Genomic DNA, 21,239 nt, shown 5'->3' on the forward strand with positions numbered 1-21,239 from the left:
TCTACCTGATCATTAAATTCTCTATGTTTTTTTATTCATCATTGTGCGAATAAGTATCTCCCCCTTCTATTTTATGCAATAATTCAATCTGTTGTAATTGGTTAGATGCTGGTGGTTTGTCTGATTTCCAGTGATAAGCTAAGTCTCTTAACCAAGATTCTACTAATGTTTTCAAATAGAAAGCAAATATTTTATGCTTCTTGTCTTGAAAACTGCTGTCATATTTACTGAGAATATCAGAAGTTTCTAACTTTAATGGACTATTTTGTGTCTTACCATTTTTGAATTTAAAAATAGTGATATTGTCTAGTTCAGCAAACATTGCAAAACGAGTTTCTTGTTTTGAATTCTGTAAATATAGCTTGGTAACTTGTGATAAATATTTTTCATTTATTTCTTCTTTTATTTTTTTAGCTTGAACATCAACCAATAATGCGATTTGCTGATTTTCATCTAATACAATAATATCTGGATAGGAGATAAGAAATAAACTTTCTATTTTCTCCGGTGAGTCACATTTACTATTCCAAATGCTGGAAATAAGCCTAATTTTAACCAGGTCTTCAGGTTTATCTAAGCTAAACATTTTTTCATTCTCCTATTAACTAATCACTAGCCACTAATAAAACTACAGCATAAGCACAAATACCTTCTTCTCTACCTGTGGGGCCCAGTTTTTCATTAGTGGTAGCTTTGACACCAACTTGATTTGATTCTAATTCTAAAACCCCCGCTAATTTATCCCGCATTGTAGAAATGTGGGGTTTTAATTTGGGACGTTCGGCAACTACCACAGAATCAATGTTGCCGATTTTCCAACCTTGGTTAAGAATCAGGCGATTGACTTGTTTTAATAGTACAAGACTATCAGCCCCTTTCCATTGGGGATCGCTAGGGGGGAAATAGTGTCCAATATCTCCCAAAGATAAAGCCCCTAGCATAGCGTCCATGATGGCATGAGTAAGGACATCAGCATCACTATGTCCTAACAAACCCAGTTCATGGGGAATGTTAACACCGCCGAGGATTAAAGGGCGATCGCTCACTAATTTGTGAATATCGTAGCCGTTACCAATTCTGATTTTCATAGTCATTAGTTATTAGTCATCAGTTATTTTTACCCAGTCACCAGTCACTAGTCCCCAGACCCCTCTTCCCTTTCTTCTTGCCATTTTTCCAGCAAATCGGGACGACGGGAAGCAGTGCGTTCAATTTGTTGTTGAAAACGCCAACGGGCAATTTCTGCATGATTACCACTGAGTAGCACATCTGGAACTTTCCAACCACGAAAATTAGCAGGACGAGTGTACTGAGGAAAATCTAATAAACCCTCCTCAAAACTTTCTGCTTTAAGAGACTCTACCTTACCCACAGTTCCAGGTAATAATCGTACAACGCCATTTAACAAAGCCATAGAGGGAATTTCTCCCCCTGTGAGAATAAAATCACCCAAAGAGACTTCACGAGTTACCAAATTCAAAACCCGGTCATCTACTCCTTCATAGTGTCCGCAAATCACAACCAATTGGTGGTAATTCGCAGTTAATTCACGCAGTAAAGGCTGATCAATCGTTTGCCCTTGAGGACTCATTAAAATCACCTCTCGACGGGGTAGAACTGGCAAAGATTCCACAGCAGCAAAAATCGGTTCAGGTTTCATCAACATACCCACACCACCACCGTAGGGTTCATCATCAACCTTACGATGCTTATCAGTAGTAAAATCTCTGGGATTGACCAGATTTACTTGGGCAATCTGCTTGGCTAAGGCTTTACCTAAAATACCGGAAGTCAGAATTGAGGTAAAACAGTCTGGAAAAAGCGTAACTATATCAAAACGCACAGTAATTCGTATTTAATGACACTAATCTTAAATTTGAGTATCCAGTAAACGGAAATAGTTCAAGGGAGGTAGTATTAGGGATAAACTTCATCAATAGTATCTAAAACTACCAGAATGCTGGTTTTTTTAGTGCCATCAAAAGTTTTTCTAATTACTTAATTTATGTTTAAATGTTGTCACAACTAAATTTAAATTAATAATCTCACCAAAAGTTAACAACTTCCAGGATGTATCGAGCCAGCCTCAGAAAAAAGATTGTCAAGACCTGCTTGCCCAAATCCAGAAGGGAGACATAGACTCCAAACACTATTTTGCCAGTCTGGAATAAGTGGATAGGTAAAAAACAAGTCGCTGGCGATGAGGACAACGGACATGACAAAACTGAGGTATCGTGTGCGTTGAGTGAGAAGATGGAGAGACGGATTTCGCCACTCCAAACTGATCAAAAGTGTCCTCTCAAAAAAGCAAAGGGCGAAAATCAACAGGCACTAAACCTTGTTAAATTCACCCGCCATCCGCCACAAGCCGGGGAAACCCTTGTGCATAAGGCACACTAAGTGAACAGTAGTTCCTCCTGGGAGAAACCACGCTACTGGTTTTAAGTCGGAACACCCGGCCAAAACAGTAGCTCCCCAAAAATGGACTATATCACTAAGGCAGTGGCTTCAGAAGTTGTTGACCGGAGAAACACAATGCAGCAATTAAAAGCTAAATCGCTGGAAATGAGGACACCCCAAGCAACGAAAACCGCCGTGCTAGTTATCGGAGGCGCAGAAGACAAAGTTCACGGACGAGAAATCTTACGGACTTTTTTTGCCCGTGCTGGTGCTAGTAAAGCTTATATTACAATTGTGCCATCAGCGTCCCGTGAACCAGCCATCATCGGTGGTCGGTATATTCGCATTTTTGAAGACATGGGCGCGCAGAAAGTCGAGATTTTAGACATCCGGGAACGGGAACAATGCGAAAATCCAGAGATTAAAGAATCCTTAGAAGCCTGTACGGGAGTGTTTTTAACGGGAGGAGATCAATTACGCCTTTGTGGAGTTCTGTCAGACACACCAGCAATGGATATTATTCGTCAGCGGGTGAGATCAGGACAACTAACCCTAGCCGGAACAAGTGCTGGGGCGGCAGTAATGGGACATCACATGATTGCTGGTGGTGGGAGTGGCGAAACTCCCAATCGTTCCCTTGTAGACATGGCAACAGGTTTGGGATTTATCCCCGAAGTGATTGTTGATCAGCATTTTCACAACCGTAACCGGATGGGAAGACTGATCAGTGCGATCTCTGCCCATCCTGATCGCCTTGGCATTGGCATTGATGAAGATACTTGTGCTGTGTTTGAACGAGATGGTTGGCTGCAAGTCATGGGTAAAGGTAGCGTCACAATTGTCGATCCGACAGAACTTACTCACACCAATGAACCCCATGTTAGTGCCAACGAACCCTTAACTGTACACAATTTACGTCTACATATCCTCAGCTATGGAGATCGCTTCCATCTTTACCAACGTACTGTTTTGCCAGCGGTGCATAGGATCTCCAGCTGAAGGGATAGAGTACACGAGGTTATATGTTAATTGACCGCTCTCAGATTTCTTACTGCCAATAACAATTGGACAAATACTATCCAAAAAGAAAAAAACTGTTTGTTGTGAACAGTTTAGCGGTCAATTACAGTAAGAAACTAGAATTTTGGTTCCGAATCTCCATCTACCTATTCCCATGAGAATCCTCAAGATCCAGACCTTACGCGGCCCAAACTACTGGAGCATTCGACGCCATAAACTGATCGTCATGCGCCTTGATCTAGAAAGCCTTGCGGAAACGCCCTCCAACGAAATCCCCGGTTTTTATGAGGGGTTAGTTGAGGCACTGCCAAGTCTGGAGGGTCATTATTGTTCCCCCGGCTGCCGTGGCGGGTTTTTGATGCGGGTACGAGAAGGGACGATGATGGGTCACATCGTAGAACACGTCGCCCTAGAACTCCAGGAATTAGCTGGAATGCACGTAGGTTTTGGCCGCACCCGTGAGACTGCCACACCTGGAGTTTACCAGGTAGTAATTGAGTACCTAAATGAGGAGGCGGGACGTTATGCCGGACGTGCAGCAGTACGGCTGTGTCAAAGCATCGTTGATCGGGGTCGTTACCCGAAAGCAGAACTAGAGCAAGATATCCAAGACCTGAAAGATTTTTGGCGTGATGCTTCTTTGGGACCTTCTACAGAAGCAATTGTCAAAGAGGCAGAAAAGCGCGGTATTCCTTGGATGTCCCTACCTGCACGCTTTTTAATTCAGCTAGGCTATGGCGTCAACCAAAAGCGGATGCAAGCAACTATGACCAACAACACAGGTATTCTCGGTGTAGAACTAGCCTGTGATAAAGAAGCCACCAAACGCATACTCGATGCCAATGGTGTACCAGTTCCCAGAGGTACGGTAATTAACTTCTTGGATGATTTGGAAGAAGCCATTGAATATGTAGGCGGTTATCCCATTGTCATTAAACCCTTAGATGGCAACCATGGACGAGGTATCACCATTGATATCAGAACCTGGGATGAAGCTGAAGCTGCCTATGAAACTGCTAGACAGATTTCGCGTTCGATTATTATTGAACGCTATTATGTCGGCCGTGACCATCGGGTATTAGTGGTGGATGGTAAAGTTGTTGCCGTCGCTGAACGAATACCTGCCCACGTAGTTGCTGATGGTAGGTCTACCATTGCTGAATTGATTGATGAAACTAATAAAGACCCAAATCGTGGCGAAGGACATGATAATGTCTTAACTAAGATTGAGTTAGACCGTAGCAGCTACCAACTGCTAGATAGGCAAGGTTATGACCTGGATAGTGTACCCTCTAAAGGTACTATCTGTTATTTACGAGCAACTGCCAATCTTAGCACCGGCGGCAGTGCCATAGATCGCACTGATGAGATTCACCCAGAAAATTTGTGGTTAGCACAACGGGTAGTGAAAATCATCGGCTTAGATATTGCTGGACTGGATGTGGTGACTACAGATATTAGCCGTCCTTTGAGAGATGTAGATGGTGTCATTGTGGAAGTTAACGCCGCTCCAGGTTTTCGGATGCACGTTGCTCCTAGTCAGGGTATCCCTCGCAATGTGGCCGGTGCAGTGATTGATATGTTGTTCCCCAGCGAAAAACCCAGTTATATCCCCATTCTCAGTGTCACAGGTACTAATGGTAAAACTACTACTACTCGTTTGTTAGCACACATTTATAAACAAACAGGTAAAGTTGTAGGTTATACCACGACTGATGGTACTTATATCGGTGATTTCTTAGTAGAGGCTGGAGATAATACCGGGCCCCAAAGCGCCCATGTCATCCTTCAAGATCCCACAGTGGAAGTAGCTGTATTAGAATCGGCTCGCGGTGGTATTCTCCGTTCTGGCTTAGGTTTTGATGCTGCTAATGTGGGTGTGGTGTTAAATGTGGCCGCAGATCATTTAGGTATCGGTGATATTGATACCATTGATCAATTAGCTAATCTCAAAAGTGTGGTTGCAGAAGCTGTGTATCCTGATGGCTATGCTGTTCTCAATGCTGATGATCATCGGGTAGCAGCAATGGCAGAAAAAACAAAAGCTAATATTGCTTATTTCACGATGAATCCTGACTCGGAATTGGTCAGAAAACATATCCAGAAGGGTGGAGTAGCAGCAGTATATGAAAATGGTTATCTGTCAATTGTCAAAGGTGATTGGACTCACCGCATAGAAAGAGCAGAAAATATCCCCTTGACAATGGGTGGTAAAGCACCATTTATGATTGCTAATGCTTTGGCGGCTGCTTTAGCAGCTTTTGTCCAAAATGTGACTATTGAGGAAATTCGTGCTGGTTTAAGAACTTTCCGCGCTTCGGTAAGTCAGACACCGGGACGAATGAATCTGTTTAATTTAGGCAAATACCATGCTTTGGTAGATTATGCCCATAATCCCGCTAGTTATGAAGCTGTTGGTTCTTTTGTTCGTAATTGGACAACTGGACAGCGGATTGGTGTAGTGGGTGGACCTGGCGATCGCCGGGATGAAGATTTTGTGACTCTGGGTAAGTTAGCAGCGGACATCTTTGACTACATTATTGTCAAAGAAGATGATGATACCAGAGGTCGAGCTAGGGGTTCGGCTTCAGATTTGATTATTGAGGGTATTAAGGAGGTTAGACCTAACTCTCGCTATGAATCAATTCTGGATGAAACCCAAGCGATAGATAAAGCCCTTGATATGGCTCCTGATGGTAGTCTGGTGGTAATTTTACCGGAAAGTGTGAGTCGCGCTATTCGGTTAATTAAGGTGCGGGGTGTACAGGAAGAAATACAGCCACAGAATGCAAATACTACTATCAGTGATTCCCAAAATGGGGTAGCACCTTCTTCTGTGGTTAACACCTTACTCTAATTTCAAGTAGGGGCGTTAACCAATGCGTCTCTACTTGTGATTATTTTTCTTGGTGTTTTAAGTTCGTTGGGTAATCGGGTTTTTTATTAGTGATTAAGTAGGTTGGTGTTAAAAATTGTCTTTTTGGGATGCTTGGAGGGAAGAAGAAGTTTAAAAAAAAGTTGTATTACTTCAGAAGTAGAAATAGAATTTCAAGGAAATAATGAGATTATTTCCCCAGTTGAACCAGTAAGAAAAGGTTGGGAAAAAGCATTTATAGAAATGGCGGAAAACGGCGATTATATTTTATTAGATGATGTCTAGAAACTGGTGTAAGTAAAATCATTTTTTATACATTATTTATAGTCAAAATTTGACTGAATTATTTCAAAATAAAAGTTAGTCAAGGGTAGACCTTGCTACCACGATCTGAAAATGTCATACCTCTTGACCGATAATTATATTATACAGGCTACACAGAAAATATCTATGTAGATTAAAGCAATTCTTGAATCAAAGCTTTAGTACCTTTATTCATTTCTTCCTCATTTTGTTTTTTTAATCTATAGTATAACCAGTCAAAAATTAATGGGCTTAGACGGCGGTTATCATATAGGACTCCTATTTGAATTTTGATAGCTTGCGTGGCGTAGCCATACAAAATTAGGTATTGTAGGGTGTGTTAGAACGGAGTTCGTAACGCACCATTATCAAGGGTTTGGTGCGTTACGCTATCACTAACGCACCCTACGTATCTACGTATCTTTTCAAGAATCAAATATTATTCCTATAGATTTGATTCTGTAAAATGTATGATTCTCTTTCGAGTTCTTGAGATGTTGTTGTATAAATCAGAAACCCTATTATAGTACATCTGTATAAATGTCAATAAACAACCATAACTGCTAAAAAACTTTGCGTCTTTGCGTATTTGCGTGAGCATTTCATGGTTGACTATTCCCATTCTTGTAATTACAATGTAAACACTACCCTATCCCCAAAAAAGAAAATGGGTAAAGCTATTAAAACCAGAATAGTCAAAATCGGTAACTCCCAAGGGTTACGCATTCCCAAAACCTTATTAGAACAAAGCGGAATTAACTCAGAAGTAGAAATAGAAGTTCAAGGAAATCATCTCATTATTCGCCCAGTTGAACAAGTAAGAAAAGGTTGGGAACAAGCATTTATAGAAATGGCAGAAAAAAGCGATGATGTCTTATTAGATGACATCAACACAACAGAATGGGATGAAACAGAATGGCAATGGTAGTCAACAGATTTGATGTTTTCCTAGTTAATCTTGACCCTACCATTGGCAGTGAAATTAAAAAAACACGCCCTTGTTTAATAATCTCACCCAACGAAATAAACCATAATATTTCAACTGTCATCGTTGCACCAATGACAACAAAAGGGCAACCATACCCCACAAGAGTAACCTGTCAATTTCAAGGAAAAGAAGGACAAATTGTACTTGACCAAATTCGCACAATAGATAAAACTCGACTAATCAAACTTCTAGGTCAAATTACCACAGAAGAACAAAAAGCAGTTTTGGGTATCTTAGCCGAAATGTTCGCAAAATAAATAACCTTCCCTCTTCTTCCTCCTCTTCCTTTGCGCCTTTGCTCCTTAGCGCCTTTGCGCGAAACAAAAAAGACGCAGAAAACGCCTCTGTGCGCCTCCGCGTCTCTGCATGAAAAAAACCTAAACCATCTCAGAAGTCTGCACAGCTTGCTGCGCCTGTGGCTGGAACATAAACAGCGAATAAACCACATCCCGGCGGATATTTACCATCATATCCAAGAACAACTCATAACCCTCACTCTTATACTCAATCAGCGGGTCTTTTTGACCATAACCACGCAAACCAACAGACTCACGTAACGCATCCATTTGTTGCAAATGTTCTCTCCACAAAGTATCTATGCGTTGGAGAATAAAGAACCTTTCTGCTTGACGCATCAAACCCGGTTGAATCTGATCAATTTGCGCTTCCTTCAAATCATAAGCAATCCGCGCCTGTTCATGGAGGAAAGCCTTAATTTCCGCAACCCCCATATCCTCCAACTGACTAGACTGCATATCAGCTAAAAGATAGACAAACTCTTTCACCTTATCCACCAACTTCTCTAATTCCCATTCTTCCGAAGGTAAATCAGGGTTGATGTAATAGTCAACGATGTCATCCATCGTCTTCTCAGCGTATTTAATTACCTGTTCCTTCAAATCTTGACCTTCCAACACCCGGCGACGTTCCGCATAGATAGCACGACGTTGGTTATTCATTACCTCGTCATACTCAAACACCTGTTTACGGATGTCGTAGTAATAAGTTTCAACCTTCTTCTGTGCGCCTTCTAAACTGCGGGTTAACATCCCCGACTCAATCGGCATATCTTCTTCCACTTGGAAGGCATTCATCAACCCAGCGACGCGATCGCCCCCAAAGATCCTTAATAAGTTATCCTCTAAACTGAGGAAAAATCTTGTCGTTCCAGGGTCGCCTTGTCTGCCCGCCCGTCCACGCAACTGGTTATCAACCCGTCTTGACTCATGGCGTTCTGTCCCAATCACGTGCAAACCACCGCGACTAATCACGTCATCATGTTCACTGCCAGTAAACTCTTCATACTCATTCTTGATGAGTTGATAAGCTTCTCGTAACTTCTGAATTACAGGATCATCCGTAGGTGCTTTTTCTGCCGCAACAGCTACCTTTTCTTCTGCTTCTAATTCCGGTAAACTGCGATCGCCATATTCCTTAACTGCCACTTCTACCGCTGCTTTTAACAGTTGTTCTGCTTCCTTTGACAACTCTGTAGGAAAAATTTCCGGGGAAGCACGCCAAGTTTTCACCTTTTTACCAGGAACAAAACCCTGTCCACCACCATGACCGCTGGGAAGTCCTGAAGCCCTTTGCATCCCAAAAGTATCTTCATCTTCAGGGCTAACAATACGGGGCATTAAATATTCCCGTAACTTCAACCGCGCCATATATTCAGAGTTACCACCCAGGATAATATCTGTACCCCGTCCCGCCATGTTGGTGGCGATAGTTACAGCCCCTCTGCGTCCGGCTTGGGCGACAATTTCCGCTTCCCGTTCCACATTTTCCGGTCTAGCGTTAAGCAACTCATGGGGAATAGCCATTTCCTTGAGGAGTCGGCTGAGAAGTTCGGATTTTTCGACGCTGGTTGTACCTACTAACACAGGTCTACCATTTTCGTGCATCTCTGCACATTCTTTAGCGATCGCCCGCCACTTACCAGCCTCGGTTTTAAACACCATATCTGACAAGTCTTGTCTTCTTCTATCCCGGTTAGTGGGAATAATGCTGACTTCTAACTTATAAATCTTTTCAAATTCCACTTCTTCGGTCTTTGCTGTACCTGTCATTCCCCCCAACTTGGGATACAGCAAAAATAGGTTTTGATAGGTAATAGTTGCCAAAGTCTGGGTTTCTGGCTGAATATCTACGTGTTCCTTCGCCTCAATAGCTTGGTGCAAACCATCACTCCAACGTCGTCCTGGTAGTACCCGACCAGTAAATTCATCAACAATGACAACTTCCCCATTCCGAACCATGTAGTTGACATCTTTGAGGAATAATTCCTTAGCTTTAATGGCATTAAAGACAAAATGCGCCCAAGGATTTTCTGGATCAAATAAATCTGTGACATTGAGGAGGTTTTCTGCTTCTGCAAAACCTTCATCAGTTAGCAGCACATTACGCGCTTTTTCATCTACTTCGTAATGTTCCTCATTTTTGAGGGTAAAAGCAATTTCCGCCGCTTGTAGATACTTTTCTGTAGGTCTTTCCACCTGTCCAGAAATAATTAGCGGTGTCCGCGCCTCATCAATGAGAATAGAGTCTACTTCATCAATAACACAATAATTAAAAGGACGTTGTACCACCTCTGCCATAGAAGTGGCCATGTTATCCCGTAAATAGTCAAAACCAATTTCACTGTTAGTTACATAAGTAATATCACAGTCATAATTTTTTCTCCGTTCTGTAGGACTCATGTTGGCTTGAATTAGCCCCACACTTAAACCCAAAAACCGATGTACCTGACCCATCCATTCTGCGTCACGACGGGCTAGGTAATCATTAACCGTGATGACGTGAACACCTTTACCAGTTAAAGCATTGAGGTAACTTGGTAAGGTAGCTACCAAGGTTTTACCCTCACCGGTTTTCATTTCGGCAATTTGCCCAGTATGGAGAATTGTTCCCCCCAATAACTGAACATCAAAGTGTCGCATTCCTAACACTCGCCGCGCTGATTCTCTAACCACAGCAAAAGCCTCTGGTAAAAGATCATCAAGGGTTTCACCTTTAGCTAGACGTTGTTTAAACTCAGTAGTTTTACTTTTTAATTCATCATCAGAGAGTGCTTGAATTTCTTCCTCTAAGAGATTAATTTCTGTAGTGTAAGGCTGGTATTTTTTTAGTTTACGAGCGTTGGGATCGCCCAACAAAAGTTTTAGCATGGCAGTTTATGGAACTAGAACAAGGGGGATGGAAATTAAATTTTTAGCTAAAAGCTATATAATTATAGACTTTTCACCCAATTCAACCGTTTTGCTGGTTAATGGGTATAATGTCACGATTAACTCACAACCGAAATGAAAATTTACCAATCACTGGAATCTGCGATTGGTTTTTACTCATATTCTAAAGTTAAACTTCCTTAATAGTATCATTTTGCCATTGGCAGCGGTGACAGGTGACAGGTGATAGGTGACAGGTAACAGAATAAGAGTTTTCCCAACTACTAATTACCAATTACCAATTTATTTCTCCCACTCAGATGTCAATTTGCGGAAGTTATAATTTTCTACACCAGGATGACAACTGACACAACTACTCATTGTTACAGGCTCTGGTAATTCTAAATGAGGATGTAAAGCTTTAAAATAACGGGATCTTGTTAAGCGGTAAGGTGTATTTTCATCTGCAAGTTTGACACGGGAGAAGGTAGAAACGTATTTCCAGACTAAAGTCCGTTCTATTCCTGTTAAGGGCGTAATTTGTGCGCCATAATGTTGGGAGTCTTCCAGGATGTTTTTCCAAGTTTGGGTAGGAAATACTTGTGGAGGTAAGGCCAGATGACAGGTAGAACAGTTTTCTATAAATATTTCTTGGCCTAATTGATATTGTGCGGGTACTACGTCAACTGTACCAATTTCAGCGGGGTTTGCTGCTTGGGTGCTGGTAGCTAAACCTAATATAAATCCGATAGCTACACTCCAACTAAAAATGATTAGCATGACTATCAGCAGTTGACGTTTGAGTTTGCGATGGGGAAATTTTTGTTTAAACAAATTAGGCATAAATTGAATTATTTTAATATCGGTATTGCTTTATTCTTACTGGCTAAACTAAAAGCACAATAGTTAGGGTTTGCTGATAAAGTCTTGTCGTGGAGACAGGTGACAGGTGACAGTTTCAAGAGTTGGATGGGAACTATTTTTCCTTGAAGCAGGAATTAAATGCAAGGTTTTTCAGTTCTCACCTCATCAAAGCTTGCATTTTTTGAAAGTCAAAATCGCTAAAATCGTTTACCTGTAATGTTTTGAGATTTATTCAGCAAGCCCTAGTTAAGAAATCATGTCAGCTTAGTCTCTTATTTTGCACAACAGCTTAATACTACAGGAATCCGGTTTGATGCTTGAAAAGATACGTAGAGTGTTTTAGCCGCAGCGTAACGCACCAAACCTTTGATAATGGTGCGTTACAGATTTTATCCTATAAAAATATGGGAAACAACAAACTACCCTAAACTAGGGGTTCTGGTTGTTTGTAATTCCTTCCATTTATGTTGTAACTCTTGATAGTTAGGATCACTACCACCATAACGCCAACTCACATAAGCTTGGCAAATTTCATCAATTACTTCCGCCGTTTCCCTGGGATATTGGTGATAGGAAACTTCAGCATATTCCAAAGGTGTCTGCGCTGGGTGTTTCCCTAAACCTTTTTGGGCAGTCCATTGCAACATTTGTTGATACAGTCTTTCCATAGGTGGTAATTTCTTTAAGAACCGACGGTTTAACCATTGTTTCCACTGTACCCAACCTAACCAACCAAAAAAGGCAATAGTTGTACTAACAATTAAACCAATAAAGATACCTAACCAACCCTTAGAGAATAACGCAAAGAACCAAGCGATCGCCCTAAATAACCAAGTAAACAAAGTCCCAAATACACCATTTAAGAAACCAGTCACCGGTGAAGGTAACCAACCCGCTACCCAGTTCCAAAACTGACGCAACACACTAAAAGTATTATCTTCCTCAATAGAAGGGGGAATTAAAGGATGATTAGGAATTGGATCAAAAGCAAACCAGCCATACTGGGGGAAATATACTTCTGTCATCGCATAAGCGTCAGTATTCTTGACAATATACATCCCTGTAAACGGATTAAACTCTCCCGGAGCAAATCCAGCTACCAACCGTGCCGGAATGCCAATAGAACGTAGCATTACCGTTAAAACAGTAGAGAAATGATCTGGATAACCCCCTTGTTGTTTAAACAAAAAAGTCTCTACCAAATCATCATTTTCACCCAAATAAGGTAATCCCAAAGGGTTATCAGTAATAGAATATTTTTGTTTGAGATACTGAGCTAAGTAAAGAGTTTTTTCGTAAGCTGAATCTAGGCTTTTAGCGTCTTGAGAACGAGAAACCCGTTCGCGATTATAATCATCGAGAATTTCCTCAGTTTTTGCTTTGACCTTATCCCTAATTTCCGCCGGGATTTGTAGATAATAATCTTTAATTTCTGGAGAGTATGTAGTATCAGCCTGACCCAATAAAGTCCGATTCCGGTAAGGAACTTCCGAAAGTACAGTATAAGTCATCCCATCAGATAATTGTACAGGCGATCGCAAACCACCCTCCTGATCAACAGCAATCACAGGCCCAGGAAAATATATCGCTCTAGGATAGGACAACGCTGGAATCAAATTCGGTAAATCTGCAACCACATTAAAAGTTTGGACAACCTCTTTAGTCAAAGCCTTAATAATTGGCATATCCAGATTAATTCTATAAGACCAAGAGGAACGCCTCACCGTAGTCACATCTTCATTCCGAGAAATTTTCCATCCCTTACCCGTATACTGATCAAAAGCCAAAACCCGCCAAAAACCCTCAGCCTGGGATCTCACCCGCATCACCACCTTGGGTTTCATTTCTCCCCCCAGGTTTTGGTTCATCTCACTGTTAAAACCGTAATAGAAATTACTATCTACCTGACCAGCTTCACCACTACCTCCCTGTCCTGTACCATTACCACCCCTACCTTCCCGCACATAACCAGGATTTACAATCCTGCCACCATTAAAATCACCTTCCACATTAATAGGCGCACTTACAGGGAAAGAACGTAATTGATAACCAGGAAACCGGGGTAAAACAGCAAAAATACCCAATCCCAAAGCTATAATTAGCGCAAAATTGACAACTAAAACCTTAAAATTAGTCTTGCTAATATTCTTGATAGTGAAATTTTCTTTTTTTAAAGGCTTTAACCCTAAACGGGAACGATAGTCTAAAACTAAAGTTGGCAAAGCCATCACCAAAAATAACAACAACACAGGCGCAAACCCCATAGTTTGGCTTAATGTTGCCGCTACACCCAAAAGTATCAAACCTATAACTATCGAATAGCCTAAGTCCTTGCGTCGGGGAGTATCAAAACTGTGTAATACCTGAAGCTCAATCAATAACTGAGCTAAATTTAATCGCGTATCATTCCACTCACCCACAAACCGCCCAAAAAAAGCACCTAGAGCTACTAACATTCCTATCGCAATGCAGAATTTGACGGGAACATTAGCATTACGGCGGCGGTAGTAACTCCAAATTGCACCAACTGTACTCACAGGCACTGCCCAAAAACTAAAGGTAGTATCCGCTGCAATATCTGTTGCTACAGTTCCTAAAATTACCAGTCCTAGCACTAATACCCGTAAGGAGATAGAATCTTCCACTTCTGTTGAAGACGGCCTCCGTCTATTTTCTTGTTGATCATCACCCACGGGTAAGCGCCAAAACCTTTTCATCCTGGATAGATTTAGCATTGTCAAGTAAGTATAACTATGATGTAAAAGCTACGGACACAATCTTAGGTACGAACATTTATTACCTTGTCTTCAATCTTAGCCTGAGCATATCCGAGACTGGGAAGACCTGGGGTAATCTAAGAGAATATACCCATTATCTGTGTCCTGCTCATAGTTACTTACTATAAACGCCCTAATTAGCTATTGTGCAAAGAGGAGTAAATTTAAAACCCAGGATTATCATTTTTTATCAGTGTTTATCAACTAAAAAGGTGTTAGCAGTTTTGATTTTAATTAGACAGTGAGATTTATAGCCAACAACAAAGGTTGTTGTTCTAAACCTGGAAATTCAACTGCCAAAGTATAGTTCTGGTTAGTAGGTGGACAGTCTAACTCCAGACTAACTTTATCAGCGTCTTCTGATGCAGCAGTGGTTTGATTACCATTTCCCTGAAGTTTTAACACCGCAGCAGTAGGTAACTCGCTATGAACGCGTAATTTCAAAAGTCTGCCCAGTGACTGTAACTCTACTCTGATAATCAAAGTACCAGCGTTAGTTTGCCACTGTTGTTCTATGACAGGATTAGCCAGAGAAATTTGCAAAGTCAGATTTTCTAACAGTTGTTTAGCTGCCATCAACGACAACGCCATTTGTTGACGTGGTTGTAAATCTGAATAATCCTTTTGAAGATTGGGCATTGTTTCCAAAGCATCCACAGAACGGTAAGCAGTTCTCAGGACTAAACCAGCCACATCATTAATTGACTGGTAATCTTCAGGAAAAAAGCTTTCCACTGCCTGGATTAATTTAGGACCCAATGGTAAAGAAGATGTCAGCAATAGCTGGCACTTTTCCATCAATTGCTGAAAAATATTATCTGGTAAAGCAACTGGTAGATTTAGTTTCGATTGCTGTGCCAACCACCCCCAGGCAGGAACTAAAGCAACCGACGATTCTTCCACAAATTCTGGATATTCTACTAATTGACTTTCCCAAGGAAATAAAGGTGGGTGGTTTTGGATTTCGATTTGTAACCGGCGTTTAATGACGGCTTGAAAACGTTCTTGCACAGTAGGAATTTCTCCTAGTTCAAAAGTTTTGGGATTTTCCTCTCGATGGGGGCTGGCTAATGTTTAGATTTTTAGTAACATCATTTTTAATAATGTTTGGGAAGAGGTTTCAACTTTATAAAAAATTTGTACCTATTTCCAAATTTTTACCAAAACTCTAATCATGTAGTGTTTTCCTGGAGAGGGTTTTCTACCCCATCAATTTTCTCACACTCTTTTCAGGGATGCTCGCCGGTTTGACATTATTTGTCAAAAGTCCATTGAGACATCGGTCTAGAAAGAGTTGTGAGTTATTATTCATGGGTGGATGCACTAGATCCGGACACAACTGAGTTACGAATTTCCCAGGCTCGTTCTAAAGTCTTAAACCACCGTTTTTGTAGTTGTGCCATTGATAAACCCAAGGTTTTTGCAATAGTTTCTTCAGATTCTCCCTTTTGCTTTAAATCTAGTAAGGACTTTTCTTGTTCATCCAACTTTGCTGTATAAAGCTGCCATTGCTGTGGGGTTAATCCCAAGTTAGTAGGCAATGATGCTTCTAACCATTCATGCACTAATTCCCACCGATGTAACAAAGAAAACCGGATTAAATGGTACTTAAAGCGTTGCTGCAAATAATCACGCTGCCGTGGGGTTAATCCTAAAATTGACTCTATTTCCTGTGCTGATAAATCTTGAAGTCGGAGAGAAAAATAATCTGCACAGTCTGACTGTTGCCGTTGTTGCAGATAATCCATCAATTCCGTAATTATCACTGAGCGCAAAGTGTCTTCCTCTGGTTCAGGTGCTGCTTGCATAGCCATGGCAGCGCGTAATTGTTGTATGGCTGGTTCCTCCCAAGAACCATCAAATTCACCACTACTACCTTCAGAAGCTTGTTCTATATCTACGCTAGTTTCTGGGGGCTGCTGTTGGGAGAAAGTTTGCGCTCGGAGGATAATTAGTTGTTGTTGTCTTCCTGGTAAGGGAATCCGCCGTTTACCATAGCGTTCAGTAAATGCCATGTATTCGGCTAATTCTAAGAGGGTTTGGGGACGATAGGTGACTGGTTGTTGATTCTCTCTGCGGAAAGCATTCAAAGCTTCTAAATAAAAGTTTTGGAGAAAATCCTCTATCATGGTCAGCCGCCCTTGATAGCTTAATTGCTTCTTAGGAGGATTAATATAACGATAAATGATAGCGCTAAGGGTGCTGTGTAGTTCTACCCTACCTCGATTAGAACCTAGTTGATAATACCTAAGACACTGTTGCAGACGGTGCTTTGCTAGGGTCATGGCGGCGGTCTCTATTTCCCCAGAAGCCTGAATGCGTTTACTTTCATTACAAATTCTGAGGACTTCACCGGAAATTCGTAATGCCACATCTCGACAGTTCTTTTCTGCCGCCTTGGTAGACTGCTTTAGCTCCTTGAGTAGGAATTGGAATATAACTTCCACGCCGATAGACTTATCTCCCTGAGTAGTTGCAGTTGCCGCTGAATTCATAATCTGAATTTTAAAAATAACCTAACATACTTAAACACAACCTGTAGGACTGTGGCTGTTAGCTTGATAGATGTTACTTGTAAGCTACCAGTTATTGATGGTTAGTTGTCAGTTGTCAGTTGTCAGTTGTAAGTTTGACCTGTTCCCCAGTTTAATATCTTGGACATTAATCAGGAGCTATTTACCAGCCATGACAAATATAGAAGCACAAATTCAATCCTTGATTGACAATGCACCTGATGATGGTATGACACCAAAACTTGTGGCTACTATCGCTCCTGTTTTGAGAGCGATCGCCAAAAAGTTACAACACCCCCAGTATTATATTGTCCAAAATTTACAGGAACGTTGGGTTTTAACTACATTAATTAACAAGGCGAATCCAGATTTAGAAAAACGGGTAGTTTATGCTTTTCCTAGATTACAGGATGCTTCCCTATCTTCATTCGCTGGGGTTGACCCGCAAGCAGTAGCTAAACCTATGCCTGTAGTTGATATTCTGTTCCAACTGATAGCATTAGAACCAGTAGATAGTATAGTGTTTTTTGAAACTCCTGGCACTACTAATAACACTACTGAAGTGCTACGGAATGATCTGCAAACAATGATTGCACAGAAGTTGCAACAAAATATTCCCAAGCGAGTTCCTCCGGATATCGCCTGAAGATAGGATTGTTTGTCGCTCTACATCTATTTAGTGGAGCGACAAAGATCAGCGAGTAGGCATGAAACATAGTCTTGCTGACACCATGACATGGAAAAGATATTTGAGAAAAATTTACTTTTCTTCACAGATTTTATACACTACGCTCCGGTGTCATCAGGGACAAAGATTAATCACAAATCTTGGCAATAAAAGGGTTTTACTGCTGATCGCTAAAAGCTCATGTTAAATATTGGGCATGAGAAAAATATAATTCAGTACCCAATAATTAGCAGCTAATCTCTAATACAGCCGACTCAGTACATAATCGGTCATATTAATCAGTGCTTGGCGAGATTCTGACGGTTCTAGGGTAGCAATATGATCTGCGGATAATTTCGCATGGTGAGCAGCCAATTCTCTGGCCTGTTCTATACCTTGACTGTCTGAAATGAGATTGAGGGCTTGCTCTAAATCTCCTTCTTGAGCAAACTCTCTTTCAATCAGAACTTCTAAGTAAGGTTGCTCTTTGAGGGCAAATAGAACTGGTGCAGTTAAATTACCACTTTTCAAATCTGATCCAGCTGGCTTACCTAAAGTATCTGTCGAACCGGTAAAATCTAGAATATCATCTACTATTTGAAATGCTAGACCAAGATGCTTACCGTAGTTATACAAGTTTTCAGCAGTTTCTGGGGAAACATCACTAAGTAATCCAGCGGCTTTGCCACTGTTAGCAATCAAGGAAGCTGTTTTGTAGTAGCTCTTTTTCAGGTAAGTTTCCGTAGAAAGATTTGTATCAAAGCGATTTAGTCCTTGTTGAATCTCCCCAGCTGCCAAATCCATGATCACTTCTGAAAGCAGTTTAACTACATCCAAATTGTCCAGATTTGCCAGATACCAGGAAGATTGAGCAAAGAGAAAATCTCCAGCAAGTACGGCAATGCGGTTTCCAAATAAACTATGAACCGTAGGCACTCCACGGCGCACATTAGATTCGTCCACTACATCATCATGTACCAAGCTGGCTGTATGGATCATTTCTGTAATCTCTGCCAATCGTCGGTGACGGAGCGTGATATCTTCTTCTAGCATGGTCGCCCGTGATATCAGTAGCACAATGGCTGGCCTGATACGTTTTCCCCCTGCACCGAATAGATGTTCGGCTGCTGCATAGAGGATGGGGTGGCGATTGCCAACTAGCTGTGTGAGGTTATCTGCTAGTATTTGCAGGTCTGCTTCCACAGGGGTAAACAGGGAGGTAGCTGGGGTCATGGATGGGCGGACTCTGACTTTAGTTACGAAAGTTTACATATCCTTTACTCATTTTAAGATAAACCATAGCCAGCGCAAAGTTTTCCTCTAGGATTCTCTTGACGTTCTTTTTGCTCAAGTATCCACAAACTACCAGATGGACTGGGAAACAAGCAATAAATGATTTTATTTTCGATTTTGCATTAATTTCAATAATTCGGACTTATACACAGAACACGAGAAACCAACGCTTATGTCTGGATAATGATATAGAGAATAAAATTAATACTTGCTTTTACTTTTAAATACATACAAATTTATTAGCAATTTATATTCTTGTCTACTATTTAAATTTAAACTAATTTGTTCTTGTCAAAAAGTAAATAAATTTTAATAGCATTAACTAGCATTTGTAGCTGACTTTTTTAATATAAATTTGTGTTTAATTGACTTGTAATATGCTGTAATTATTTTTAGGCTTGATCTGTTAGCGATGATTTACCAAATTGTCAAATCAGAAAAACTTGTGTGTCAACATAAAAAAAAATGAAATTTAGTCCAGAAGTTAGCTGAAAATCTACTTTTATTGTGTTACGCTAAGTTATAGGAATTTTAAATCTTTCAGACATTCACCAGCCAGAAAAAGTAAATTACCAATAAGTAAATTTACTTATCAAAAAGGTGAATCTAAAATAACAAACCGCCTATATAATCCAGGGATAAATCCCTAAGATTTTGATATGCGGCGAATATACTCATTGGGTTGGATGAAGTGCTTTCTAATATTGAAAGCCACTACACGTTTTCAGCTAAGGTTGAGCATAAGTGTAGCTCTTACTTAATTGGTGTGAGGATAAAATACGCAGACTAGGTAGACTGCTGAGGAGTGCAGTTTTTGATTGCCATTTGGCAATTTAACTGCTGTCGGATGTGTGGTCTGCGGGAAGGTAAATTCAATAATAAATTTCTTCACTAGGGAGAATCATTTCTTTGCTGGGCGGCTTTGCATAGCCGATGCTACAGCAATCAAAAATTTATTTTGATTGGTGAGAGAGTCCTGCTGTTTGTGTTTGTGATTTTCTGGTTGTTTGAAAGCGAAGTAGGTGGAAAGATGATTTATGGGAATATGTCTATGATGATATTTATTTTAGCTGCTGGATATTTATTTGCCGTTTACGTATTATTAGCACTAGCAAAGCGAACAGGTAGACATGGTGTAATTAAAAGTGGGACTGTAATAGTAAACCAGCAGCACCAAGAACAGAGAGAATTGAGAACAAGTGTAACAGAAGTAGTTAATAGTCAATGAAATTTTAGATTTTAGATTTTGGATGCAGTCTACTTTAGTAATCCTACTTTACTGGCAAGTGGCAGATTAGTAGGGTAGATATTAAATGAACAATCTAAAATTGCAAATCTAAAATCCAAAACTATTTTCCTCCCGATTCAAGACCTAAGATACTGTGGCATCACTCATATACACGTGTTCAACCAGTGGAGTGTAACCTAACCACTGTAATCCAGATAGGGCAAACTGTTGGGGAGAACCGCTCACAGCAAAGCGAGTGGGCATTGGCAGGTGATTGCTTTTCAGATTTAATAGATCCAACTCTTGATTACAAGCCGTTACTACATGAACAGCAGGGTCTACTAGATTAACATGACTAGGGAGCAGCGATCGCAAAACAGGAGCTAGGTGTGGATAATGGGTACATCCATATACTAAAGTATCAATTTCCTGTTCCAGTAAAGGTTCAAGATAAGCCCTAGCCACTTTAGTAGTGTAAGGATCGTGGATACGATTTTGTTCAATTAGGGGTACAAACTCTGGACAACTGACTTGCCAGACTTGGACATCGGGTTGGATTTCCATAATAGCTTGACGATAGGCATTGCTTTTAGCAGTGGCTGGCGTAGCAATGACACCGATTCGCTGGCCTTGCTGTACTGCGGCCTTTGCTCCTGGTAGAATAACTCCCAAAATAGGAAAATCAAATTCTCTACGCACAATCTCCAGGGCTAGAGCAGAACTGGTGTTACACGCCATTATCACCATTTTCACTCTTTGCTGTAACATCCAGTTCAGTATTTCCCTCACATATTGTAAAATTTCTTCCTGTGAGCGGATCCCATAGGGAAGATGAGCAGTATCCCCAAAATAAATAATTGATTCATTGGGAAGTTGCTGATAGATTTGTCGTAATACCGTTAGCCCACCTACACCGCTATCGAAAACCCCAATAGGAGAGCGTTGAGCTTCTTGATCTGAGAAAGCGTCAAAATTACCTTGAAAACCAGAAGATGAATACACAGGCAAATATTGATAAAGATTTTGCTATTTAAAATACAGAATTTAGCAGACAATCCCATAATTGACTACTGTGTAAGAGGCAAAATCAAGATGGCAAAGTTTTACATCTTAACTTATAGCAATGGACAAGGCGGTTAGGACA

The 21,239-nt window shown here is 40.8% G+C and carries 18 protein-coding genes; 7 read left to right on the forward strand and 11 right to left on the reverse strand.

The window, feature by feature from the left end:
- Nucleotides 1-31 precede the first annotated feature (31 nt).
- The 3 genes from WJM97_RS03720 to trmD are packed head-to-tail and all read right to left on the reverse strand — an operon-like array spanning nucleotide 32 to nucleotide 1,843.
- Nucleotides 32-586, reverse strand: a complete 555-nt coding sequence (locus tag WJM97_RS03720) for a hypothetical protein (protein ID WP_353931705.1) — start codon at nucleotides 584-586, stop codon at nucleotides 32-34.
- A 19-nt stretch (nucleotides 587-605) separates the two neighbouring features.
- Nucleotides 606-1,094, reverse strand: a complete 489-nt coding sequence (gene ispF, locus WJM97_RS03725; RefSeq protein WP_353931706.1) for a 2-C-methyl-D-erythritol 2,4-cyclodiphosphate synthase — start codon at nucleotides 1,092-1,094, stop codon at nucleotides 606-608.
- A gap of 41 nt (nucleotides 1,095-1,135) precedes the next feature.
- Nucleotides 1,136-1,843 carry a tRNA (guanosine(37)-N1)-methyltransferase TrmD gene (gene trmD / locus WJM97_RS03730; protein ID WP_353931707.1) on the reverse strand — a complete coding sequence of 236 codons (708 nt, stop codon included), beginning with the start codon at nucleotides 1,841-1,843 and terminating at the stop codon, nucleotides 1,136-1,138.
- A 692-nt stretch (nucleotides 1,844-2,535) separates the two neighbouring features.
- Between trmD and WJM97_RS03735 the strand changes: the two genes are divergently transcribed.
- The 3 genes from WJM97_RS03735 (at nucleotide 2,536) to WJM97_RS03745 (ending at nucleotide 6,580) form a co-directional block, all read left to right on the forward strand.
- Entirely contained in the window at nucleotides 2,536-3,399 is an 864-nt protein-coding gene (locus tag WJM97_RS03735) for a cyanophycinase (protein WP_353933099.1), read from the forward strand.
- Between the two features lie 175 nt (nucleotides 3,400-3,574).
- Nucleotides 3,575-6,277, forward strand: coding sequence for a cyanophycin synthetase (gene cphA, locus WJM97_RS03740; RefSeq protein ID WP_353931708.1), 2,703 nt, complete (start codon nucleotides 3,575-3,577; stop codon nucleotides 6,275-6,277).
- Between the two features lie 105 nt (nucleotides 6,278-6,382).
- The gene (locus WJM97_RS03745; RefSeq protein ID WP_353931709.1) at nucleotides 6,383-6,580 is read left to right on the forward strand and encodes an AbrB/MazE/SpoVT family DNA-binding domain-containing protein; all 198 of its coding nucleotides are present in this window, start codon (nucleotides 6,383-6,385) and stop codon (nucleotides 6,578-6,580) included.
- Between the two features lie 172 nt (nucleotides 6,581-6,752).
- Here WJM97_RS03745 and WJM97_RS03750 read toward each other — a convergent pair whose 3' ends face one another.
- The gene (locus WJM97_RS03750; RefSeq protein ID WP_353931710.1) at nucleotides 6,753-6,917 is read right to left on the reverse strand and encodes an S-4TM family putative pore-forming effector; all 165 of its coding nucleotides are present in this window, start codon (nucleotides 6,915-6,917) and stop codon (nucleotides 6,753-6,755) included.
- A gap of 348 nt (nucleotides 6,918-7,265) precedes the next feature.
- Here WJM97_RS03750 and WJM97_RS03755 point away from each other — a divergent pair, with 348 nt between their 5' ends.
- Nucleotides 7,266-7,526: an AbrB/MazE/SpoVT family DNA-binding domain-containing protein gene (locus WJM97_RS03755; protein ID WP_353931711.1), complete on the forward strand. Its 261-nt coding sequence runs from the start codon at nucleotides 7,266-7,268 to the stop codon at nucleotides 7,524-7,526.
- Nucleotides 7,520-7,843, forward strand: a complete 324-nt coding sequence (locus tag WJM97_RS03760) for a type II toxin-antitoxin system PemK/MazF family toxin (RefSeq protein ID WP_353931712.1) — start codon at nucleotides 7,520-7,522, stop codon at nucleotides 7,841-7,843. Before WJM97_RS03755 ends, WJM97_RS03760 begins: the two co-directional genes overlap by 7 nt.
- Nucleotides 7,844-7,963: 120 nt before the next feature.
- On the opposite strand, the gene secA is transcribed toward WJM97_RS03760, so the two are convergent.
- The 5 genes from secA to hetZ form a co-directional block, all read right to left on the reverse strand.
- Complete coding sequence (gene secA / locus WJM97_RS03765; protein ID WP_353931713.1) at nucleotides 7,964-10,753, reverse strand: preprotein translocase subunit SecA; 2,790 nt, start codon at nucleotides 10,751-10,753, stop codon at nucleotides 7,964-7,966.
- Nucleotides 10,754-11,056: 303 nt separating this feature from the next.
- On the reverse strand, nucleotides 11,057-11,596 hold the full coding sequence (locus tag WJM97_RS03770; protein WP_353931714.1) for a cytochrome C: 540 nt from the start codon (nucleotides 11,594-11,596) through the stop codon (nucleotides 11,057-11,059).
- A gap of 440 nt (nucleotides 11,597-12,036) precedes the next feature.
- The gene (locus WJM97_RS03775; protein WP_353931715.1) at nucleotides 12,037-14,334 is read right to left on the reverse strand and encodes a DUF3488 and DUF4129 domain-containing transglutaminase family protein; all 2,298 of its coding nucleotides are present in this window, start codon (nucleotides 14,332-14,334) and stop codon (nucleotides 12,037-12,039) included.
- Nucleotides 14,335-14,628: 294 nt separating this feature from the next.
- The gene (locus WJM97_RS03780) at nucleotides 14,629-15,414 is read right to left on the reverse strand and encodes a PatU (RefSeq protein ID WP_353933100.1); all 786 of its coding nucleotides are present in this window, start codon (nucleotides 15,412-15,414) and stop codon (nucleotides 14,629-14,631) included.
- A gap of 284 nt (nucleotides 15,415-15,698) precedes the next feature.
- The gene (gene hetZ, locus WJM97_RS03785; RefSeq protein WP_353931716.1) at nucleotides 15,699-16,889 is read right to left on the reverse strand and encodes a heterocyst differentiation protein HetZ; all 1,191 of its coding nucleotides are present in this window, start codon (nucleotides 16,887-16,889) and stop codon (nucleotides 15,699-15,701) included.
- A gap of 190 nt (nucleotides 16,890-17,079) precedes the next feature.
- Between hetZ and WJM97_RS03790 the strand changes: the two genes are divergently transcribed.
- A complete protein-coding gene (locus WJM97_RS03790; protein WP_353931717.1) occupies nucleotides 17,080-17,553 on the forward strand; it encodes a hypothetical protein in 474 nt (157 codons plus the stop codon).
- 282 nt (nucleotides 17,554-17,835) lie between these two features.
- Here the strand turns inward: WJM97_RS03790 and sds are convergent, their stop codons facing one another.
- Nucleotides 17,836-18,807: a solanesyl diphosphate synthase gene (gene sds, locus WJM97_RS03795; RefSeq protein WP_353931718.1), complete on the reverse strand. Its 972-nt coding sequence runs from the start codon at nucleotides 18,805-18,807 to the stop codon at nucleotides 17,836-17,838.
- 1,090 nt (nucleotides 18,808-19,897) lie between these two features.
- Between sds and WJM97_RS03800 the strand changes: the two genes are divergently transcribed.
- A complete protein-coding gene (locus WJM97_RS03800) occupies nucleotides 19,898-20,095 on the forward strand; it encodes a hypothetical protein (protein WP_353933101.1) in 198 nt (65 codons plus the stop codon).
- A 144-nt stretch (nucleotides 20,096-20,239) separates the two neighbouring features.
- On the opposite strand, the gene murI is transcribed toward WJM97_RS03800, so the two are convergent.
- Nucleotides 20,240-21,097 (reverse strand): glutamate racemase, encoded by an 858-nt coding sequence (murI, locus tag WJM97_RS03805; RefSeq protein WP_353931719.1) that lies wholly within the window; start codon nucleotides 21,095-21,097, stop codon nucleotides 20,240-20,242.
- Nucleotides 21,098-21,239 lie beyond the last annotated feature (142 nt).

This window comes from Okeanomitos corallinicola TIOX110 (assembly GCF_038050375.1).
Lineage (GTDB): Bacteria > Cyanobacteriota > Cyanobacteriia > Cyanobacteriales > Nostocaceae > Okeanomitos > Okeanomitos corallinicola.